Origin of the sequence: Sphingobacterium sp. 18053 (assembly GCF_902706145.1) — a bacterium.
Taxonomy (GTDB): domain Bacteria; phylum Bacteroidota; class Bacteroidia; order Sphingobacteriales; family Sphingobacteriaceae; genus Sphingobacterium; species Sphingobacterium paramultivorum.
The window spans coordinates 478066-496088 of record NZ_CACSJW010000003.1 but is presented as its reverse complement, the minus strand read 5'-3'; the positions used below and the strand labels follow the sequence as shown (position 1 = coordinate 496088).

The following is an 18023-nucleotide window of genomic DNA, read 5'->3' as shown; positions in this document are numbered from 1 at the left end:
TTCGTTTGAAAAATTTTGAGTTGGGCAGGATTGCCGGGTAAAGAATATCAGCTGGAAAACGGTCCAAAAGTCAGAAACGGATCATCGACGTACAGGATGCTATTTCCGCTTCGGACGATTGATTGGATAAGTGGTATTCCATTTGAAATAATTAAGTTTGTGGTATAGCGCTTATAAAAAATGCAATCTCTTTATTTCTATTGGTCACTTGTCTTTTCCTTTGTGGGTACGGCTGTTTTCGGGCAATCGCTGGATTATCCCTCTTTTCGGAATATTTCCTTGGGAACGAATGCAAATACAGTCCATTCTTTTGCACAGGATAGCTTGGGGATGCTTTGGCTGGGAAGTAACAATGGGTTATTTAATTATGATGGCTATGCGCTGCAGCCGCTCACTGGGACCAAATCTCCTTTTCAGACTTTCGTTTACTGCATTGCGCTGATCGATAATAAACATTACGCATTGGGGACGGGGCAGGGAGTGCTGCTCTATAACTATCAGTTCGACCGATTTGAATCTTTTCCGGCAGGGGGACCTGGAGATGTCAGGTCTTTGCTACTTGTTGACGACACCTTGTGGATAGGTTCAATAAGTGGTTTGTATTGCTATAATACCAAGACACGTAAACTTATTGATTATCATAATTTATTTCCAAAAAATAAATCAAAAACCGCCGTGTATGCACTGGAAAAGGTGGGCGATAGAATCTTAATCGGTACCTATAATGGACTTTTTGAGTTAAATCCAGCGAGAAAAGATATTGTGCCTCTACCGCTCCCAGATTATAGGCCGGGGAGTAATCAATTTGTGAATTCTATATTTTCTATTCCGGAATCGGCAAGTACCTATGTTGGAACAGAATACGGCCTGTATCGCTATAATACGAAGAACCATACGCTTCAGAAAACTCCGGTATTACAAAATCATCCCATCAAAGCAATGGCTTCCAAAGATTCCAACACCTTGCTTGTCGGTACGGATGATGGTCTTTTTACGTATCAGCTGGATCAGCAGTTGGTTAAACGGATCAAACATGATTCCCGGAATAGAAACTCGCTGGCCAATAACATCGTGTGGAGTATCTTTAAGGATCGGTCGGAAAATATCTGGCTGGGTACCGACCTGGGATTTTCCTTATGGTCCAACCGCAAGGTGGAAAAAATACTGCCGATCTATCAATTTACAGCGAGCAGCGACGGCAACCGTTTTTATAAAATTAACAGGGATCGCAATGGCTGGTATTGGCTGGGAGGCGATAATGGTTTGATCCGTGTACGTGGGCTGGACGACAAAAATACGGAAAGCAACTGGTACCGTATGGATGCCAAGACCTATCGTCTGGCACACAACCGTATCCGGGATATATTTGAGGATCATACGGGATTGGTGTGGATAGCCTCCGACGGTGGCGTCAATGTGTTTGATGCGCATACGAAACAGTTTAAAACCTTTACAATCGTCGATGCCAGTGGAAGACGAAATGCGAAATGGTCGTACGACATCTTGCAAGATGGACAGGATAATCTCTGGGTGGCCTCCTATATGGGGGGGATATTTGTTGTCAACCGAAGCCGTTTATTGGAGGCGACGGGCCCGGTCATAGCAAACCGTAATTTCAGTAAAGCTGACGGTCTTCTGGAAGATTTTGCCAATCAGATCGTTGACAATGGAAGGGGGAAGATCTTGGCGCTGTTCTATAATAAGGGGATCAGTAGCATTGATGTGGCCACAGGGAAAATAACGGAGCTTAAAGACAGCGCTGGGCATGCATTGGATCAGGCGACCTTTATGCTGAAGGATGGGCAGCATACGGTGTGGGTAGGGGAACATGGCGAATTGAGGCGAATTGCTCCGGACGGGAAAAATACATTGCTTCGTTTTGATCCTGTTGGTAAAGGAGAAGTAACTGCCATGGCCGAGGTCAAAGAAAGCATCTGGCTGGCAACGAGTACTGGAGTATGGCAGGTTAATAAGCAGAGTTTAAAAACTGAATTATTAAGATACGGACAAAGGATATCCTCGATGTACTACGATGCCGAGCGGGAACAAGTGGTGCTGGGAGGAATTGATGAGGTGGTCCTGTTGCCCGCGCAAAATGAGCTAGCGGATCTGGATGGTTCCAAAAAGATTGTGCTCACCGCAATGTATGTCAATAATGAACGTTTCGGTAATTACGACTATGGCTTGCGGTATAAGAACGAGATCGCTTTGGCGCATGATCAGAATAACCTCCGGCTTGAATTTTCCGATTTGGATTATGGGAATCATTTGGGCTATCGCCTAGCTTATGCTTTTAAAGGAAAAAATGAAACCTGGATTCCGATGGAACGGGGTGATAACAAAGTGCTCCTGTCCAACTTAAGTTCGGGTAACTACGATCTTCAGTTGGCTAAAGTGGATATCGCCGGTCATGTAGTCTCAAAGATTTATACCTACCATATTCAGATCCGTTATCCATGGTATGCAAGCTATTGGGCCAAAACTGCTTACGCCCTCATTGTTATTTTCCTGCTATTTTGGGTTGTCAATTTTTTCAGGGTTCGCAGTACGCTAAAATGGGAAAGGCGCGAACGGAGAAAGGTACTTGAGCTCACAAAGATGAAAATGGACTTCCTGACAGCTGTGTCGCATGAGCTGAAAACCCCTTTAAGCCTGATTTTGGCTCCTGTCAGCCAAATGATGCGGCAGACAAAGAACAGTGACAAAAAGAAGCAGTTGGATGGTGTTCATCGAAATGCCTTAAAAATCAGCCATCTCATCCAGGAATTGATGACTTTTGATCAGGTCGAGCAGCAACAGACGCCCTTGCAGGGCTTGCTTACCTCTCAGGTGGATCTGGTCGCCTATAGCAGACAAATTATAGCTGACTGGCAGCAGGTTCCGGAGTACAGTACCGTCCATATTGACTTTGTTGCTGATGTAGAGAGCTTTTTTATACAGACCGACGTAGCCAAACTGGGGTCGATTCTCAACAACCTCATAGCTAATGCCTGTAAGTATAATCGTCCGGAGGGTAGCGTGGAACTGCAGCTGAAAGTAATTGGTCCAGATGTCAAGCTTATCGTTCGGGATACGGGAATTGGTATAGCACCCGAAGACCTACCTTATGTCTTCAGCAAATTCTATCGTTCTTCCCTGAAAGAAGTGAGTGCTGTACAGGGGACGGGCGTTGGTCTGTACCTGGTCAAAAGTTATTGTGAGCAGTTGGGCTGGAGCGTTGATATAGCGAGCGATCAAAAGGGCACAGCCGTAACGCTTAGTTGGAAACATGACTATGTAAACGATAAGGAGGCGACCGATAGCATACCTGTAGTAGGTAAACGAAAACTACTCATCGTAGAAGATAATGCCGAACTCGCTGATTTTTTACGAAATGCCATGCAGCCACATTACGATTGCCGCATTGTGAGTGATGGTAGCGAGGGCTTACGCTTGATCGACGGACATGCTTTTGTGCCCGACATTATTCTCACTGATGCCATGATGCCCAATATGGGAGGGATTGAAATGGTGAAAAAACTACGACAAAATATCGTGACGGCAACTATTCCGATCATTTTGCTGACAGCACAAAACGATGAGCTGATCAGACGCGAGTGGGTTGCAGTCGGAATAGATGCTTATATGGCGAAACCTTTTGATCTGGAATTGCTCCAGATACAGCTATTGCAGCTCTTGGATAGGAAAGATAAGATTGTCGCTCAATTGCGTATCGACGAAATAAGTAAACCCACAGAATCAATAGCTGTACATTCACCAGATGAAAAATTTCTGACCAATGTGACGCAGCTGATCGAAGAAAATTTGGACGATTCGGAATTTTCGGTACAGCGGCTCAGTGAGCTCACTGAGGTCGCCGCCAGACAACTCCATCGTAAAATTAAGCAACTAACAGGTTATACACCGGTGGAGTATATACGCAGCATTCGTATCAAAAAAGCAGCGCTGTTATTACAGCAAAAAAAGTTTACCGTTTCCGAGGTGATGTATATGGTCGGATTCTCCAATGCTTCTTATTTCTCAAAATGCTTTCAATCGGAATTTGGGATGTCACCAAAGGTATATATGGAGGGTTATTTGTAAGCAGTTGATTGTTAGTGTTGTTTGTTGTTTTGGGTGGTTGAGGTTGTCCAATTTGTGTTGTTCTTTGTCCGATATGTGGCCTTAAAAAATAATCACGTTTAATAGGTTTGTAAGAGTAATAACCAAAAAATTATAAATCGATACAATCCATGCGTGTAATTATTTTATGCTGCTTTGCTCTTTTGGGCTATGTCAATTCTTACGCTCAATCTAAGGCTATTAAAAAGGTCCCTACAGTTTTTGTCGACCGTGAAGGTGTCATGCGCTGGTCCGACTCCAAAGCTGAAGCTTCATTTTATGGCGTCAATTATACCGTTCCTTTTGCCCATGCCTTTCGGGCTTTGCACAATAAAGGCTTCGATCGAAAGCAGGCTATTGATCGCGACGTTTACCACTTCGCCCGTTTGGGATATAATGCTTATCGTATCCATATCTGGGATGTAGAAATCTCCGATAAAAATGGTAACCTGATCAACAATGAACACCTTGATCTATTGGACTATCTGTTTTTTAAACTTCAGGAAAGAGGAATTAGGATCCTGATTACGGGAATGACCAATTTTGGTAATGGTTATCCAGAGAGAAATATAAATACAGATGCATTTACGTATCATTATGATAAGTGTGCGGTTCATGCTAATCCACAGGCGATAGCTGCACAGGAAAAATACATTACCCAATTACTTCATCATGTCAACCCGTATACCGGAAATACTTATCAGACGGACCCTTATATCATTGGCTTTGAAATAAATAATGAACCTTGTCATACAGGTGCCATTCAGACAACGTCGGACTATATCGGTCGAATGGTGAAGGCCATGAAGAAAAGTGGTAATAAAAAACCAATTTTCTACAATGTAAGTCATAATATGGAACATGTTAAGGCTTATTTTGATGCTGATATCCAAGGGACAACTTATCAATGGTATCCTGTGGGACTGGTTGCTGGACGGGAGCGTCAGGGGAATTTTCTTCCTTACATTGATCAGTACGATATCCCTTTTTCAAACTTGAAAGGCTTCGCCAACAAAGCGAAAGCGGTTTACGAATATGATCCTGCTGATAATCTCTACAGCTATATGCATCCCGCGATGAGCCGCACATTTCGTTCGGCGGGATTTCAGTGGGTCACTCAGTTTGCTTACGATCCGATGGATATTGCAGCCTACAATACCGAATATCAGACACATTATCTCAATTTGGCTTATACCCCAGCAAAAGCACTGAGTACCATGATCGCTGCGGAGGTAGCTTATACGATACCGAGAAATAAAAAGTTTGAACAGTATCCTCAAGACACCCTATTTGGCGATTTTAGCGTCAGTTATGAGCAGGATCTCTCCGTGATGAATGCGCAGGATAAGTATTTTTACACCAATAATACGACAGTAAGCCCTTTAAATCCAACGAAATTGCAACATATTGCCGGTCATGGTTCATCACCTGTGGTGGAGTATGGCGGATCTGGTGCTTATTTTTTAGATCGTCTGGAAGATGGTCTATGGCGTTTGGAGGTTATGCCGGATGCAGAAAAAATCGCTGATCCTTTTGCAAAGCCATCGCTCGATCGTGAGGTGGTACATATCCTGTACCGGTCACAGATGATCGATATTCGGATCCCTGATCTAGGCGACCTTTTTACCGTCCGGTCACTGTTAGGGAAAAACAACAGCGATGAAGATATTTCAGTCGCTAAAACAAGTTTCAGCGTTGAGCCTGGAGTATATCTGTTAAAACGTAAGAATCTCCAGCTGAAAAATAGCTGGCTAGCTTCCTCGCCCTGGAAAAATGGCCATTTGGGCGAATATTACGCGCCAAAAACTGAAGCGCTGAAGCAGCCTTTATTGATACACCAGCAGCCCGAAATATTGGAAAAAGGCCGGTCTACTAAATTGCAGTTCCGTTATGTTTTTGAAAAAAAGCCCGATTCAATTATTCTACAAACGGATCAGGTTTCGTTTTGGAAAGATCATAATCCCTACATCAAGTTGTTCTCCAAAGATAACCGTACCTATGAAGCGGACATCCCGGCATCCTTATTAGTGGGCCATGAATTGAAATATACAGCTACTGTGTTTGTGGGTGGTGAAAAAATTACTTACCCAGACAATCAGACTGGAGCCCCACTGGAATGGAATTATCGCGTCAATAGTTATTGGACGGTTGGCTTATATGAACAGCGCGCATCTATAGGGCTTTTTGAGTCCTTGTCCAAAGTCTCTTCTTTGGAAACTTTCGCTATTCCAGAAACGGCTTACATGACTGCGCAACGGGAGCATCATGATCTCAGTAAAGTTCCTTTTTGGACCTATACTTTTCATGCCAAGGATTCGGGGGTACAGTATTTTTGGGTAAAAGATATCAAATCGACAATTGCTGAACGTCCTGCGGGTATTGCTGCTGCCACAAAGCTCTGTATACTCTTGAAACATGAGGGCGGGAATCCGCTACTGAATGCTGGTTTTGTGACAAAAAAAGGGTATACCTATGTGGAAAACATAGCTATTGGGGCATCCGGCGAAACAGTGGTCCGTATGGATCTAGCCGACTTAAAGCTCGTGCCTACGGCTTTGCTACCTGCTCCTTATCCTGTATTTCTCGAACGGTTTTTTAAGCCCACGGTTCCGGTTCAATTTGACAAAAGGGATATCGAAAAACTAATCGTTTCAGGCGAAAAGATGGAAGGGGTGGCACTATCTATAGCTGCGATATGGCTCGAATAACGATAAAGCTGCTTAATACCACCGATTATTAGGGCATGGATAATAATCCGTCAGGCTGTAAGGATCAAGGTTTGTAGCAGGACGACGACCTGAAAAAAACGGCTGCGTTTTTTTAGGGGAAGGCTTAACAAAGCGATAAGGAGTACAAAGAATATAATAAAGGGAAAGAAAACAATTATAAACACATCTAAATTTTAAACAATGAAGGGTTTTGCATTTAAAACAAGTTTATTGGGCTTGTCCTTGCTATCCTGTCTTGGGGAAACGCAGCTTTATGCTGCAACGAAAGGGGAAAGCAAGTGGATCAGGTCGATGCAACAACAGGATGTCCGTGGGGTGGTCCGCAACGAGCATGGACAGGTGATGGCAGGTGTAACAGTACTGGTGGCCGGAACTACGGTGGGCACTTCAACAGCGAGTGATGGCTCGTACCGTATCTCATTGCCCAAGGGTAAATCCCAGCTTCTATTCTCTGTTGTAGGCTACAGTAGCCAAACCTTGACGGTTGTAGGGAGAACATCCGTGGATGTCAGTATGGTGCCTGCGGGAAATGTGCTGGAAGAGCTCGTCATCGTAGGTTATGGTAGTACGACAAAAAAGGATCTAACCGGTGCCGTTAATACGGTCGGAAGCAAGGATTTTAACAGTGGACTTGTCGGCTCTCCCGAACAGCTGATCAATGGAAAAACAGCTGGTGTACAGGTGATGTCCAACAGCGGTTCACCTTCTTCTGGGAGTACGATACGTATCCGTGGGGGAGCCTCCTTAAGTGCCAGCAACGATCCATTGATCGTATTGGACGGGGTACCGCTAGAGACTGGTGGTATTAGCGGCAATAGTGGCAATTTTCTCAGTCTGATCAACCCGAATGATATCGAAAGCATGACAGTGCTCAAAGATGCATCATCGACAGCAATATATGGATCCCGAGCGTCAAACGGGGTATTATTGATAACAACAAAGAAGGGTAAAGGAGATGCTTTACGGCTTTCTTTCTCTTCAATCGTGTCCATGCAGCAGGCTATGGGGGTTGCCGATATGATGTCGCGCGACGAGTTTGCCTCGCTCATCAATACCAAAGGGAGCACTGCCCAAAAGGCATTATTGGGCAATGCCTCAACAGATTGGCTGTCTGAGGTTTTTCAGGATGCCATCGGGACGGATAATAACTTAAGTCTACAGGGAAAGATCGGTAAGACCTTGCCTTTTCGTACATCGGTGGGCTATTATAATCAGCAGGGGACTTTGCGTACCGACAAAACGGAGCGCGTGACGGGGGCTTTGGTGTTAAATCCCACTTTTTTTAATAAACACCTGACCGTAAATTTAAATGTTAAAGGTGCCCATAACAACAACGGTTTTGCCAATACCGATGCGATATGGTCTGCTGTAGCTTTTAATCCAACGCAACCGATTTATTCTGGGGCAGATGCGTATGGTGGCTATTACGAGAGTTTGGATAATGCCGGTCTTCCGGCAACAGGTGCAAACCTCAATCCACTTGGATTGCTCAAGCAGGAAAAACACCGTAGTACAGTCAATAGAGCCGTGGGTAATCTTGACCTCGATTATAAATTCCATCTGTTGCCTGAATTGAAAGCGCACGTAACACTCGGATATGACTATGCCAAAGGAAATGGATCGAATCTTATTCCGGCAAGTGCGGCCAATAATTTTACGATTGGAGGTGCTTTTGACCGTTATGAACAGACGCTTAAAAATAAATTGTTTACAGGCTATCTAAACTATAACAAGTTCTTCCCGGAAATTAAAAGTACAATTGACGTGACAGCAGGCCACGATTATCAATATTGGAGTGCCCGACGGCCACCTATAGTATACTATAACGAAGCTGGTGATATACGTTCGACTGCTATTGCATCTGACGAACGACATACCCTGGTTTCCTGGTACGGACGGATCAACTACAATTACGATAGCCGTTATTTATTGACCGCTACGGTCCGTAAGGATGGAACTTCCCGATTCAGTCCCGAAAACCGCTGGGGAACATTTCCGTCAGTCGCCTTGGCCTGGCGTCTTTCGCAGGAGTCTTTCATGAAAGGAATATCTTTCCTGGACGATCTAAAGCTCCGTGCGAGTTACGGTGTTACAGGACAGCAGGAGGGAATCGGAAATTACGAATATTTGCCGGTATACAATTTGGGAACAGCCTATGCACAGTATCGTTTCGGCGATCAGTACCATCTGGTGTATAGACCATCGGTTTACAATAGGGACTTACGCTGGGAAACGACCAAAGCATTTAACTACGGCCTCGATTTCGCTTTGTGGAAAAACAGGGTGTCTGGTGCAATAGAATATTACACAAGAAAAACGCATGATCTATTGGCTAATGTGCCTGTAGCCGCGGGAACCAATTTTGACCAGAATGCGACCATTAACGTAGGTAATGTCGAAAGCAGTGGCTTCGAATTTCAACTGAATACCGTACCCATACAAAAGGATAATTTGCGCTGGGAAGTCAATTTCAATGCGACTAATCAGCATACAAAAGTAACCAATATAGCTTTGGTGCAGGATGCCAATGCCGTGGGAACTTATGTGGGACCGAATGTCAGTGGTCGTGGTATCCAGATTCTGACAACGGGGTATCAGCCTTACATGTTTTATGTCTACAAACAGTTGTACAATGAGGCTGGCAAGCCGCTGGAAGGTGTATATGCGGATCTGAATGGTGATGGAGCGATCAACGAAAAAGACTTATACCGCTATCAATCGCCGGCAGCAAAATGGCTCTTCGGTTTCAATACGCAGTTAACCTACAAAAAATGGACAGCAGCAACGACGCTACGTGCAAATTTGGGTAACTACGTATTCAATAATACCAAAATGAACCTTAGTGCTTGGGAGACAGTTCAATATGTCGATGCGTCGATCAATAACTTACATCGGGATTACTTGAATACCCAATTCCAGACCAGACAGTATTATTCGGATTATTACGTCGAAAATGCATCTTTCCTTCGGATGGAAAACCTGTCAGTGAACTATAATTTTGGTCAGGTGGGTAAGATCTCCAATCTACGTGTGGGTGCGGTAGCTCAGAATGTTTTTATTGTGAGCAAATATAGCGGTATGGACCCTGAGGTTCCGAGTGGCTTCGACAGTTCGTTCTACCCACGCTCAAGAACTTTCTCCTTGAGTCTCAATATGGATTTTTAATGGCTGCCTCAAAAAAGAAAACTTATATAGCGATGAAAAATATAAAAAGATATTGTTTTGGATTGTTGGGTATAATCGCATTACTGCAATCCTGTACAAAAGACTTAAACCAGTATCCTACTGTAGAAACGACTTCGGAGTCGGTATACACCTCTGTGGATGGTTACCGGGCTGTGCTTGCTAAATTGTATGCCTCATTTGCCGTTGCGGGCAATGGACGTGGTGATGCCGATCCGGATATGGCGGGCAGCACGGCTTCTTGGGGGTACCTTCGGGTGTATTTTAACTTGCAGGAGGTACCGACTGATGAGGTGATCTATACATGGGCCGGAGGCGACAATATGACCGATATCCAGTATATGACCTGGGGAGCTTCCGATACCTGGGTGAATGCCATGTATTATCGGATCTATTATACGGTAGCTATCTGTAATGAATTTCTACGGAATGCAACAACAGAGAAGCTGGCGACTTTTAATTCGGCCGAGCAGGCACAAATTTTAGAGTTTGCAGCCGAAGCGCGTTTTCTGCGTGCATTGGCCTATAGTCATGCAATGGACCTTTATGGGAACGTTCCTTTTGTGACTGAAAAGGACCCGGTAGCTGCATTTTTTCCACCACGGATGACACGAGCTGATCTCTTTGCATTTATTGAAAAAGAATTGACAGAGGTCGAAACGATCTTACCGGAAGCACGTCAAAATGAGTATGGCCGGGTAAGCCGTGCTGCTGCCTGGTCCCTATTGGCCAAGAATTATCTGAATGCTCAAGTTTATACGGGCACAGCACGTAATGCCGAATGCCTGAACTATGCTAAAAAAGTGATTGATGCTGGATATTCCTTAAATGCGAACTATAAGCAGGTATTTAATGCTGATAATGATAAACGGACCAATGAAATTATTTTTCCGATAGAGGCCGATGTAGCGCATACAACGACATGGGGTGCGACAACGTATCTTGTCAACGGCCCTATTGTTGGAAGCATGAAATCATCGGATTACGGTGTGCTTTCCGGCTGGAATAGTTTTCGTACACTTCGCGAATTTGTAGCACTCTTTCAGGTGGAAGACAAAAGAGGTGATTTTTGGAAAAATGGCCAGTCCCTGGATGTCGAAGATCCCGCTGCCTCGAGCCAGGGATATGGGCTTGTTAAGTTTACAAATTTGAAAGATAATGGTACCTATACCACAGATGAAGGTTTGGTAAGTACTGATTTCCCGATGATCCGCTTGGCCGACGTGTATCTAATGTATGCTGAGGCTGTACTGCGCGGTGGCGGAGGAAGTGTACAGGAAGCGATCAGGTTGGTCAACAGTATCCGTCAGCGGGGGTATGGTAGTTCGGCCGGAGCCATAGACCAGGCGCAGCTGACGCTGGATTTTATCCTTGCAGAACGCGGTCGTGAACTGTTTTGGGAGTGTACGCGTCGTACTGACCTGATTCGATTTGGGAAATTTACCGGTAGCAATTACCTCTGGCAATGGAAAGGCGGTGACATGAACGGCCGCTCTGTGGATGCGAAATTCAATCTGTATCCGATTCCAACTACCGATATGAGTGCTAACCCGAATTTGATCCAAAATCCTGGCTACTAGCGGTGGCTGGCATTAATAACTAAATCTATGGGGATATACTGCTATTTGAGCACACATGCTGCGGAGAGTATCCAGGTATTCCCATATGGACTTTTAAAGATAATGATACCTATGAAACAATTGACACTCTATATCCTGGTGTTGCTTTTCGTTGCCTGTAAAAAGGAGGGGGGAACACCGGCTGTCAGTGGGATAAAACCTGCAGTGTTGTACAGCAGTACAACAGAACTGGTCCTAAAATCTACTGACCGCAAGGCCGTGGCCCTGCAGCTTGTCTGGGATGAGGCGATTTTGGCTAGCGATGAACCAATGGCGCAGTCGGCTTTAAAAAATAAAATAGAAATTGCTGCTGATCCATCTTTTTCTGCTGTCACCAAAAGTATCGAGCAGGTAGCAAGCTCGCTCAGCTATACGCATGAACAATTGAATAACCTTGTCACGGGAATGGGATTTTTGCCCGATGAAAAGAACGTGTTTTATGTCCGTATTGCTTCACGATTGGGAACCAATACAGATTGGCTCTACAGCAATGTGATCGCCCTGACTGTTACAGCTTACCAGCCCGTCGAGGATGCTGCCTATCTCTATCTATCGAATAAAGAGTTTACGCAGTTTCCATGGAAACTGTGTTCGAGAAAGGAAGATGGTTTTTACGATGGTTTTGTGCGTCTCGACCAATGGTACAACTTCTATTTGACCAATGCGGAAAGCGCGAGTGCACCGCTCATCTATGGTTCTTATCCCCTGGATGGTAGCCAATACATCTTGTATAGCGGAGCTGATCGCTGGAATTGCTGGACGAGTAGAGGTGGGTACCTATACTTGACAGCCGATCTCAATAAATTGGCCTGGAAAGAGACTTCCGTAGAATCCATGACGGTAACGGGCGATTTTAATGGTTGGAGTGCAACAGCAACGCCAATGGTATATGACCAGACGGCGAAGGTTTGGAAAGCAACCATCACGACAACAGCAGCTGAACAATGGGGAATTAAGGTATTGATCAATGGCAGCTGGACTTGGTTTTTTGGCGCAGCAGAGGGCGATGGAAACTGTGCCTTGTATACGGCCGATGGAACTGGCTTCGCTTATGATAAGATCGGTACACATACATTGATTCTTGATCTAAGCGATCCAAAACAATTCAAATATCATGTGGAATAAAATAGATCGAGACGGGTTCTTAAACGAAATAATCGGATGAAAAAAATAAAAATAATCTTGGCCTTGGTAGGCTTGTGTTTGGGCTTGTCTAGCTGCAACGACAAAGATAATCTTAAGGTGGATGTACCCACAACACATTTGGCAAAAGGTGCGGACGTGAGCTGGATTACTGAAATGGAAGCCTCAGGTATGCAATTTTTTAATGCAGGAGGCAGCGCAGTGGATGGGCTGAAAATCTTGCGTGGACTGGGGATGGATGCGGTACGATTGCGTGTTTGGGTAGATCCTCAGCAAGGCTGGTGCAACAAGAATGATGTACTGGTCAAAGCTCGTCGGGCGCATCATCTGGGCATGCGCATTATGGTGGATTTTCATTACAGTGACACCTGGGCGGATCCGGGACAGCAAACAAAGCCTGCCGCATGGAAGAGCTTATCGTTTGATGGTTTAAAGAAGGCTGTTAGTGATCATACAACGGAGGTCCTTCAATTGCTAAAAGATAGCGGTATCTCACCTGAATGGGTGCAGGTCGGTAATGAAACGGGCAATGGAATGCTTTGGGAAGATGGAAAAGCCTCTGTCAGTATGGCTAATTATGCCACATTGAATAATGCCGGCTATGATGCGGTAAAAGCGGTGTTTCCGGCAGCAAAAGTGATCGTACACCTGCATAATGGATTTGACAATGTCTTGTTTCGTTGGATGTTCGACGGTCTGAAAAATAACGGTGGGAAATGGGATGTAATTGGCATGTCACTTTATCCGACCCCAGAAAACTGGGAAGAGCGCAATGCGGCCTGCATCAGCAACATCAAAGATATGGTTGCCCGATACAATTCAGAAGTGATGATCTGTGAGGTGGGGATGAGCTGGGATGAAGCAGATAGTGCTGAAATATGGTTAAAGGATCTTTTCAACTTGGTTAATAGCGTGCCCGATCAGAAAGTACTGGGTATATTCTATTGGGAGCCTTTGGCGTATGGTGGCTGGAATGGTTATACCCTGGGTGCATTTGACAATAATGGGCGCCCAACAAAAGCATTGAATGCTTTTAAATAAGGTATATTTAAGCCGCTGAATGACAATGAAAAAATTGAACTGTAGACTATAAACACATGATTTGATGATGAGATTACTGCGTACGACTTACTTTTTGTTTCTTTTATTCTTACTTGTTCCGGGCAATTCGCACGGACAGTCTACCCGCCAATCCTTCTTGTTGGAGAAAAACTGGCGTTTTTTTCAGGGTGAGGTTGTTCACGGGGAATCAGTAGCATTGGATGATAATACCTGGAAAAATGTCACTGTACCGCATGATTGGGCTATTTTCGGGCCTTTTGACCGGTCACACGATCTGCAGGATGTTGCAGTGACACAAAATGGAGAGAAAAAGGCAACGGTAAAAACGGGCCGGACTGGCGGTTTGCCTTATGTGGGGGTGGGGTGGTATCGTACCAAATTTGATATTCCACAATTCAATCCCGTCAATAAACGCGTGGTACTGAAATTTGATGGTGCAATGAGCGAAGCCCGGGTCTATGTCAATGGAAAGGAAGCCTGCTTTTGGCCCTACGGTTACAATGCTTTTCATTGTGATGTGACCGAATTTCTACATCAGGACGGGATGAATAATACGGTTGCTGTACGGTTGGAAAATAAAGCGCAGTCATCACGCTGGTATCCCGGTGCAGGACTTTATCGCAATGTGCATGTAATCGTGACGGAGAAGATCCATGTACCTGTTTGGGGCACGTATATCACGACGCCTTTTGTGTCGGACAGTTTAGCCTCAGTTAAGCTTGAAACCAGTTTGAAGAATGCTGATGGCAAGTTGGTACGTATGGTAACTGCGATTTTGGATGCAACTGGACAGGTGGTTGCGCAGAAAGAAAACCAACAAAAACTAAATTATGGCAAGCCTTTCGTACAAAATCTTGAAGTGATAAACCCTGCCCTCTGGAGCCCCGAACATCCAAATCTATATCGGGCCTCCACACAAGTATTTGTAGAAGGCAAATTGACAGACAGTTTTGAAACCCGTTTTGGGATTCGGGAGGTACGTATTATTGCCGACCGGGGATTTATGTTAAATGGAAAGGTCCGAAAGTTTCAGGGGGTATGTAATCATCACGATCTTGGACCATTGGGGGCTGCAATTAATGTTTCGGCTCTTCGTTATCAATTGGAATTACTCAAAGATATGGGCTGCGATGCCATTCGTACGGCACATAATATGCCAGCTCCGGAATTGGTTGCCCTATGTGACGAATTGGGCTTTATGCTGATGATTGAACCTTTTGACGAATGGGATATTGCTAAATGTAAAAATGGATATCATCGATTTTTTGCGGATTGGGCCGAACGGGATATGGTAAACATGATCCGTCATTTTAGAAATAACCCATCTGTCGTGATGTGGAGCATTGGAAATGAAGTGCCCACACAATGCAGTGCTGAAGGCTATAAAGTAGCTTCGTTTTTACAGGAAATATGCCATCGTGAGGATCCGTCCCGACCAGTGACCTGCGGTATGGATCAGGTAAGCTGTGTGCTGGAAAATGGTTTTGCTAGTCTGTTGGATGTTCCGGGGCTAAACTATCGTGCGCACCGTTACGAAGAGGCGTATGCCAAATTACCCCAAAATCTAGTGTTGGGTTCGGAAACGGCATCAACAGTGAGCTCAAGGGGCGTTTATAAATTTCCGGTGCTAAAAAAAGGTGATATGTTGTATTCCGATCATCAGTCGTCTTCTTACGATATGGAACATTGCTCTTGGTCCAACCTGCCGGATGAGGATTTTGCCCTGGCGGAAGATCATCATTGGACCATGGGACAATTTGTCTGGACCGGCTTTGATTATCTTGGCGAACCTTCCCCTTACGATACAGATGCCTGGCCCAACCATAGTTCCATGTTCGGTATTATTGATCTGGCGAGCATTCCCAAAGACCGTTATTATCTGTACCGAAGTTTATGGAATAGAAATGAGCATACCCTGCATATACTTCCACATTGGACATGGCCTGAGCGTGTGGGACAAGAAACCCCTGTCTTCGTGTATACAGATTATCCAAGTGCCGAACTTTTTATCAATGGGAAAAGTCAGGGAATACAGCGCAAGAGTAAGGCTTCTTTACAGGAGCGTTACCGCCTAATGTGGATGAATACAGTATACGAACCCGGAGAAGTCAAAGTAGTGGCTTACGATGAATCTGGAAAACCAGCGGCCGAAAAAATAATACGGACGGCTGGAAAACCCTCCAGGATTGAAATGGATGCAGTTCATGATTCCATTTCTGCTGATGGCCGTGCATTAGCCTACATCCGTGTCAAAGCAGTGGACAAAGCGGGGAACCTCTGTCCAAGGGCTGCAGAGCTGATCCAATTTGACGTAGTTGGCGATGGTACATTTAAAGCCTTGGCTAACGGTGATCCAACCAATCTGGAGGCTTTTCATAAACCGCAGATGCATTTATTCAATGGACAGCTTACCTTGATTGTGCAGGCAGGCGAAAAATCGGGAAAGATTCAGATAAAGGCGAAATGCAAAGGTTTAAAAGAGGGGGTATTAACCGTACAGACTGTAAATTCTAAAACGTTTTGACCGTAGCTTTTGTTTAAATGATACCTTAAGTAAGTTAGTGCGTTGATTGTATTTTAACAGAAAGGCTAGATCGATATCGATCTAGCCTTTTTTGTGCATTATTTTCGCCTAATCTGTAGCTTGACACCTAGGGCCAGTCCAATGTAATCATCAAATTTAAGATACTTGTTCTGTACGCCGCTAACGAGGTAAAGATCGCTGGTATGAAGATCATAATAGAATTTTATGCCTTCAAAATAAGAACTGTTGGATTTGATTTTATAACTGAAGTCCTGTCCTACAAAGATATTGATGCGTAGCCTGGTCGAAAACCGATAATAGCTATTCGGGTATTTGTCGGGTTCTTTATACCAAAATTGTTTACCCAAGGTCGTATTGAGATAAGCGCCGGTACGCAAGGGATGATAAGTAAACTGTTCACTGAGTTTAATTTCCCAAGGGGTATACGATTGACGCAGCGTTAAGGTAAGTTTTGCCCGGTCTGTATCATATTTTGGTACATAGCCAAGCAGGAAATCTGTCGACCACTGCTTGTGTCGGCCATAATCCCAGCCTGTTCCGGTAGAAAGCAGTCCTATGGACCCTGCGTATTGAAGCATATAACTTGATGGAACAAGGCTAAAGGCAGCTTTTTTTAGTTCTTTAGTGCTCATGTTTCCCGTTTTGATGCTGTCCGTTGTGATGCTATTCTCCTGGAGGGTCTCCGTTTTGTTGCCAGCCAAGCTTGTTCGTGGGAGATATTGGTTTTTGGCGGCCTGAGCCATATCGTGAACTGAAAAGAAAAGGGTAACAAGCGCGAAAGAACGTATTTTTGATTTAGTAAGAAACAAGTTCATGGGTATAGTGGTCCTTAGTGATTGTAAAAATTAGAAATTGACGTTTACCGATATTGGGAGTACCGTAATAGATGATACCATCCTTAAAAATATCTTCTTCTTGATAGATATGATCGTGGCCATTGGTACAATAAAGGAGATTGGGGAATTGTTTTATACTGTATTGGAAGACCGAAGCTACATTGTTGTTGAACTGATCGGATGTGGGTCTGGCATGCATGACGACAACTGTTTGTTCAAAACGTGTGGTATCTTTTTGACGCTCTTGCTCGATAAATGAAAAGTCGGGAACGGGATTGGAGTAATCTGATTCCAGCGCATTGGTATTTAAACATAAGAATTTTGTTTTACCAGCAATAAAACTATAATTGACTGTGCCAAACACTTGTTCGAAGATCTCTTCGCCATTGGCGAGACAATCGTGATTCCCCAAAAGGGCGACATAAGGCTGTTTCAGCTTTTCCAAAATATCACGCTGCCACAAAAATTCCTTGGTAAGTCCAAAATCGCTAATATCGCCGCCGTGTACAATAAAATCAATGTCATTTCTTTTATTGACTATTTTTACAAAATCGTCAAGTTCATCGTGCCAGCGCTGCGAATCACTGATAAAAGCGTAGCGGATGGTATCCTGATTAGCATAATCATGTTCGATTTTGGCGATATTATCTGCATTAATATGTTTTCTTCCATCGATTTTTCCTGAATAAGGGTGGATGTCAAACATGTTGCAACTGTTGGTAAGAAAAGAGAGAGAAGCTAGTGTGATGAATTTATAGCGCTTTTTCATTTGAATTCTTTTATTGACTTTTTGAATCCAAAAGTA

9 protein-coding genes are annotated in these 18023 nt (G+C 44.3%); 7 read left to right on the top strand and 2 right to left on the bottom strand.

All coding sequences use genetic code 11. From position 1 onward, the window contains the following. Positions 1–180: 180 nt before the first annotated feature. The 7 genes from GVK91_RS08800 to GVK91_RS08770 all read left to right on the top strand — a co-directional run bounded on the left by GVK91_RS08800 (position 181) and on the right by GVK91_RS08770 (position 16361). Positions 181–4083 (top strand): ATP-binding protein, encoded by a 3903-nt coding sequence (locus GVK91_RS08800; RefSeq protein ID WP_159727963.1) that lies wholly within the window; start codon positions 181–183, stop codon positions 4081–4083. Between the two features lie 149 nt (positions 4084–4232). Beyond that, positions 4233–6809 carry a hypothetical protein gene (locus tag GVK91_RS08795; protein WP_200845575.1) on the top strand — a complete coding sequence of 859 codons (2577 nt, stop codon included), beginning with the start codon at positions 4233–4235 and terminating at the stop codon, positions 6807–6809. 201 nt (positions 6810–7010) lie between these two features. Next, entirely contained in the window at positions 7011–9995 is a 2985-nt protein-coding gene (locus tag GVK91_RS08790; RefSeq protein ID WP_200845574.1) for a SusC/RagA family TonB-linked outer membrane protein, read from the top strand. 32 nt (positions 9996–10027) lie between these two features. Next, positions 10028–11593 carry a RagB/SusD family nutrient uptake outer membrane protein gene (locus tag GVK91_RS08785; RefSeq protein ID WP_159727961.1) on the top strand — a complete coding sequence of 522 codons (1566 nt, stop codon included), beginning with the start codon at positions 10028–10030 and terminating at the stop codon, positions 11591–11593. A gap of 111 nt (positions 11594–11704) precedes the next feature. After that, positions 11705–12757 carry a DUF5111 domain-containing protein gene (locus GVK91_RS08780; protein ID WP_159727959.1) on the top strand — a complete coding sequence of 351 codons (1053 nt, stop codon included), beginning with the start codon at positions 11705–11707 and terminating at the stop codon, positions 12755–12757. Between the two features lie 36 nt (positions 12758–12793). Next, positions 12794–13816: a glycosyl hydrolase 53 family protein gene (locus GVK91_RS08775; protein WP_159727957.1), complete on the top strand. Its 1023-nt coding sequence runs from the start codon at positions 12794–12796 to the stop codon at positions 13814–13816. Between the two features lie 64 nt (positions 13817–13880). Continuing rightward, the gene (locus GVK91_RS08770) at positions 13881–16361 is read left to right on the top strand and encodes a glycoside hydrolase family 2 TIM barrel-domain containing protein (protein ID WP_159727955.1); all 2481 of its coding nucleotides are present in this window, start codon (positions 13881–13883) and stop codon (positions 16359–16361) included. Positions 16362–16459: 98 nt separating this feature from the next. Here the strand turns inward: GVK91_RS08770 and GVK91_RS08765 are convergent, their stop codons facing one another. Both GVK91_RS08765 and GVK91_RS08760 read right to left on the bottom strand, forming a co-directional pair. Then, positions 16460–17197 carry a hypothetical protein gene (locus tag GVK91_RS08765; protein WP_159727953.1) on the bottom strand — a complete coding sequence of 246 codons (738 nt, stop codon included), beginning with the start codon at positions 17195–17197 and terminating at the stop codon, positions 16460–16462. After that, positions 17178–17987 carry a metallophosphoesterase gene (locus tag GVK91_RS08760; protein WP_153847839.1) on the bottom strand — a complete coding sequence of 270 codons (810 nt, stop codon included), beginning with the start codon at positions 17985–17987 and terminating at the stop codon, positions 17178–17180. The genes GVK91_RS08765 and GVK91_RS08760 overlap by 20 nt, the downstream gene beginning before the upstream one ends. Between the last annotated feature and the right edge of the window lie 36 nt (positions 17988–18023).

What these genes read in the sequence shown, in the direction of transcription:
- GVK91_RS08785 (WP_159727961.1), top strand. Translation starts at nt 10,028, where the DNA reads ATGAAAAATATAAAAAGATATTGTTTTGGATTGTTGGGTATAATCGCA.
- GVK91_RS08800 (WP_159727963.1), top strand. Translation starts at nt 181, where the DNA reads ATGCAATCTCTTTATTTCTATTGGTCACTTGTCTTTTCCTTTGTGGGT.
- GVK91_RS08795 (WP_200845575.1), top strand. Translation starts at nt 4,233, where the DNA reads ATGCGTGTAATTATTTTATGCTGCTTTGCTCTTTTGGGCTATGTCAAT.
- GVK91_RS08775 (WP_159727957.1), top strand. Translation starts at nt 12,794, where the DNA reads ATGAAAAAAATAAAAATAATCTTGGCCTTGGTAGGCTTGTGTTTGGGC.
- GVK91_RS08770 (WP_159727955.1), top strand. Translation starts at nt 13,881, where the DNA reads ATGATGAGATTACTGCGTACGACTTACTTTTTGTTTCTTTTATTCTTA.
- GVK91_RS08760 (WP_153847839.1), bottom strand. Translation starts at nt 17,987, where the DNA reads ATGAAAAAGCGCTATAAATTCATCACACTAGCTTCTCTCTCTTTTCTT.
- GVK91_RS08765 (WP_159727953.1), bottom strand. Translation starts at nt 17,197, where the DNA reads ATGAACTTGTTTCTTACTAAATCAAAAATACGTTCTTTCGCGCTTGTT.
- GVK91_RS08780 (WP_159727959.1), top strand. Translation starts at nt 11,705, where the DNA reads ATGAAACAATTGACACTCTATATCCTGGTGTTGCTTTTCGTTGCCTGT.
- GVK91_RS08790 (WP_200845574.1), top strand. Translation starts at nt 7,011, where the DNA reads ATGAAGGGTTTTGCATTTAAAACAAGTTTATTGGGCTTGTCCTTGCTA.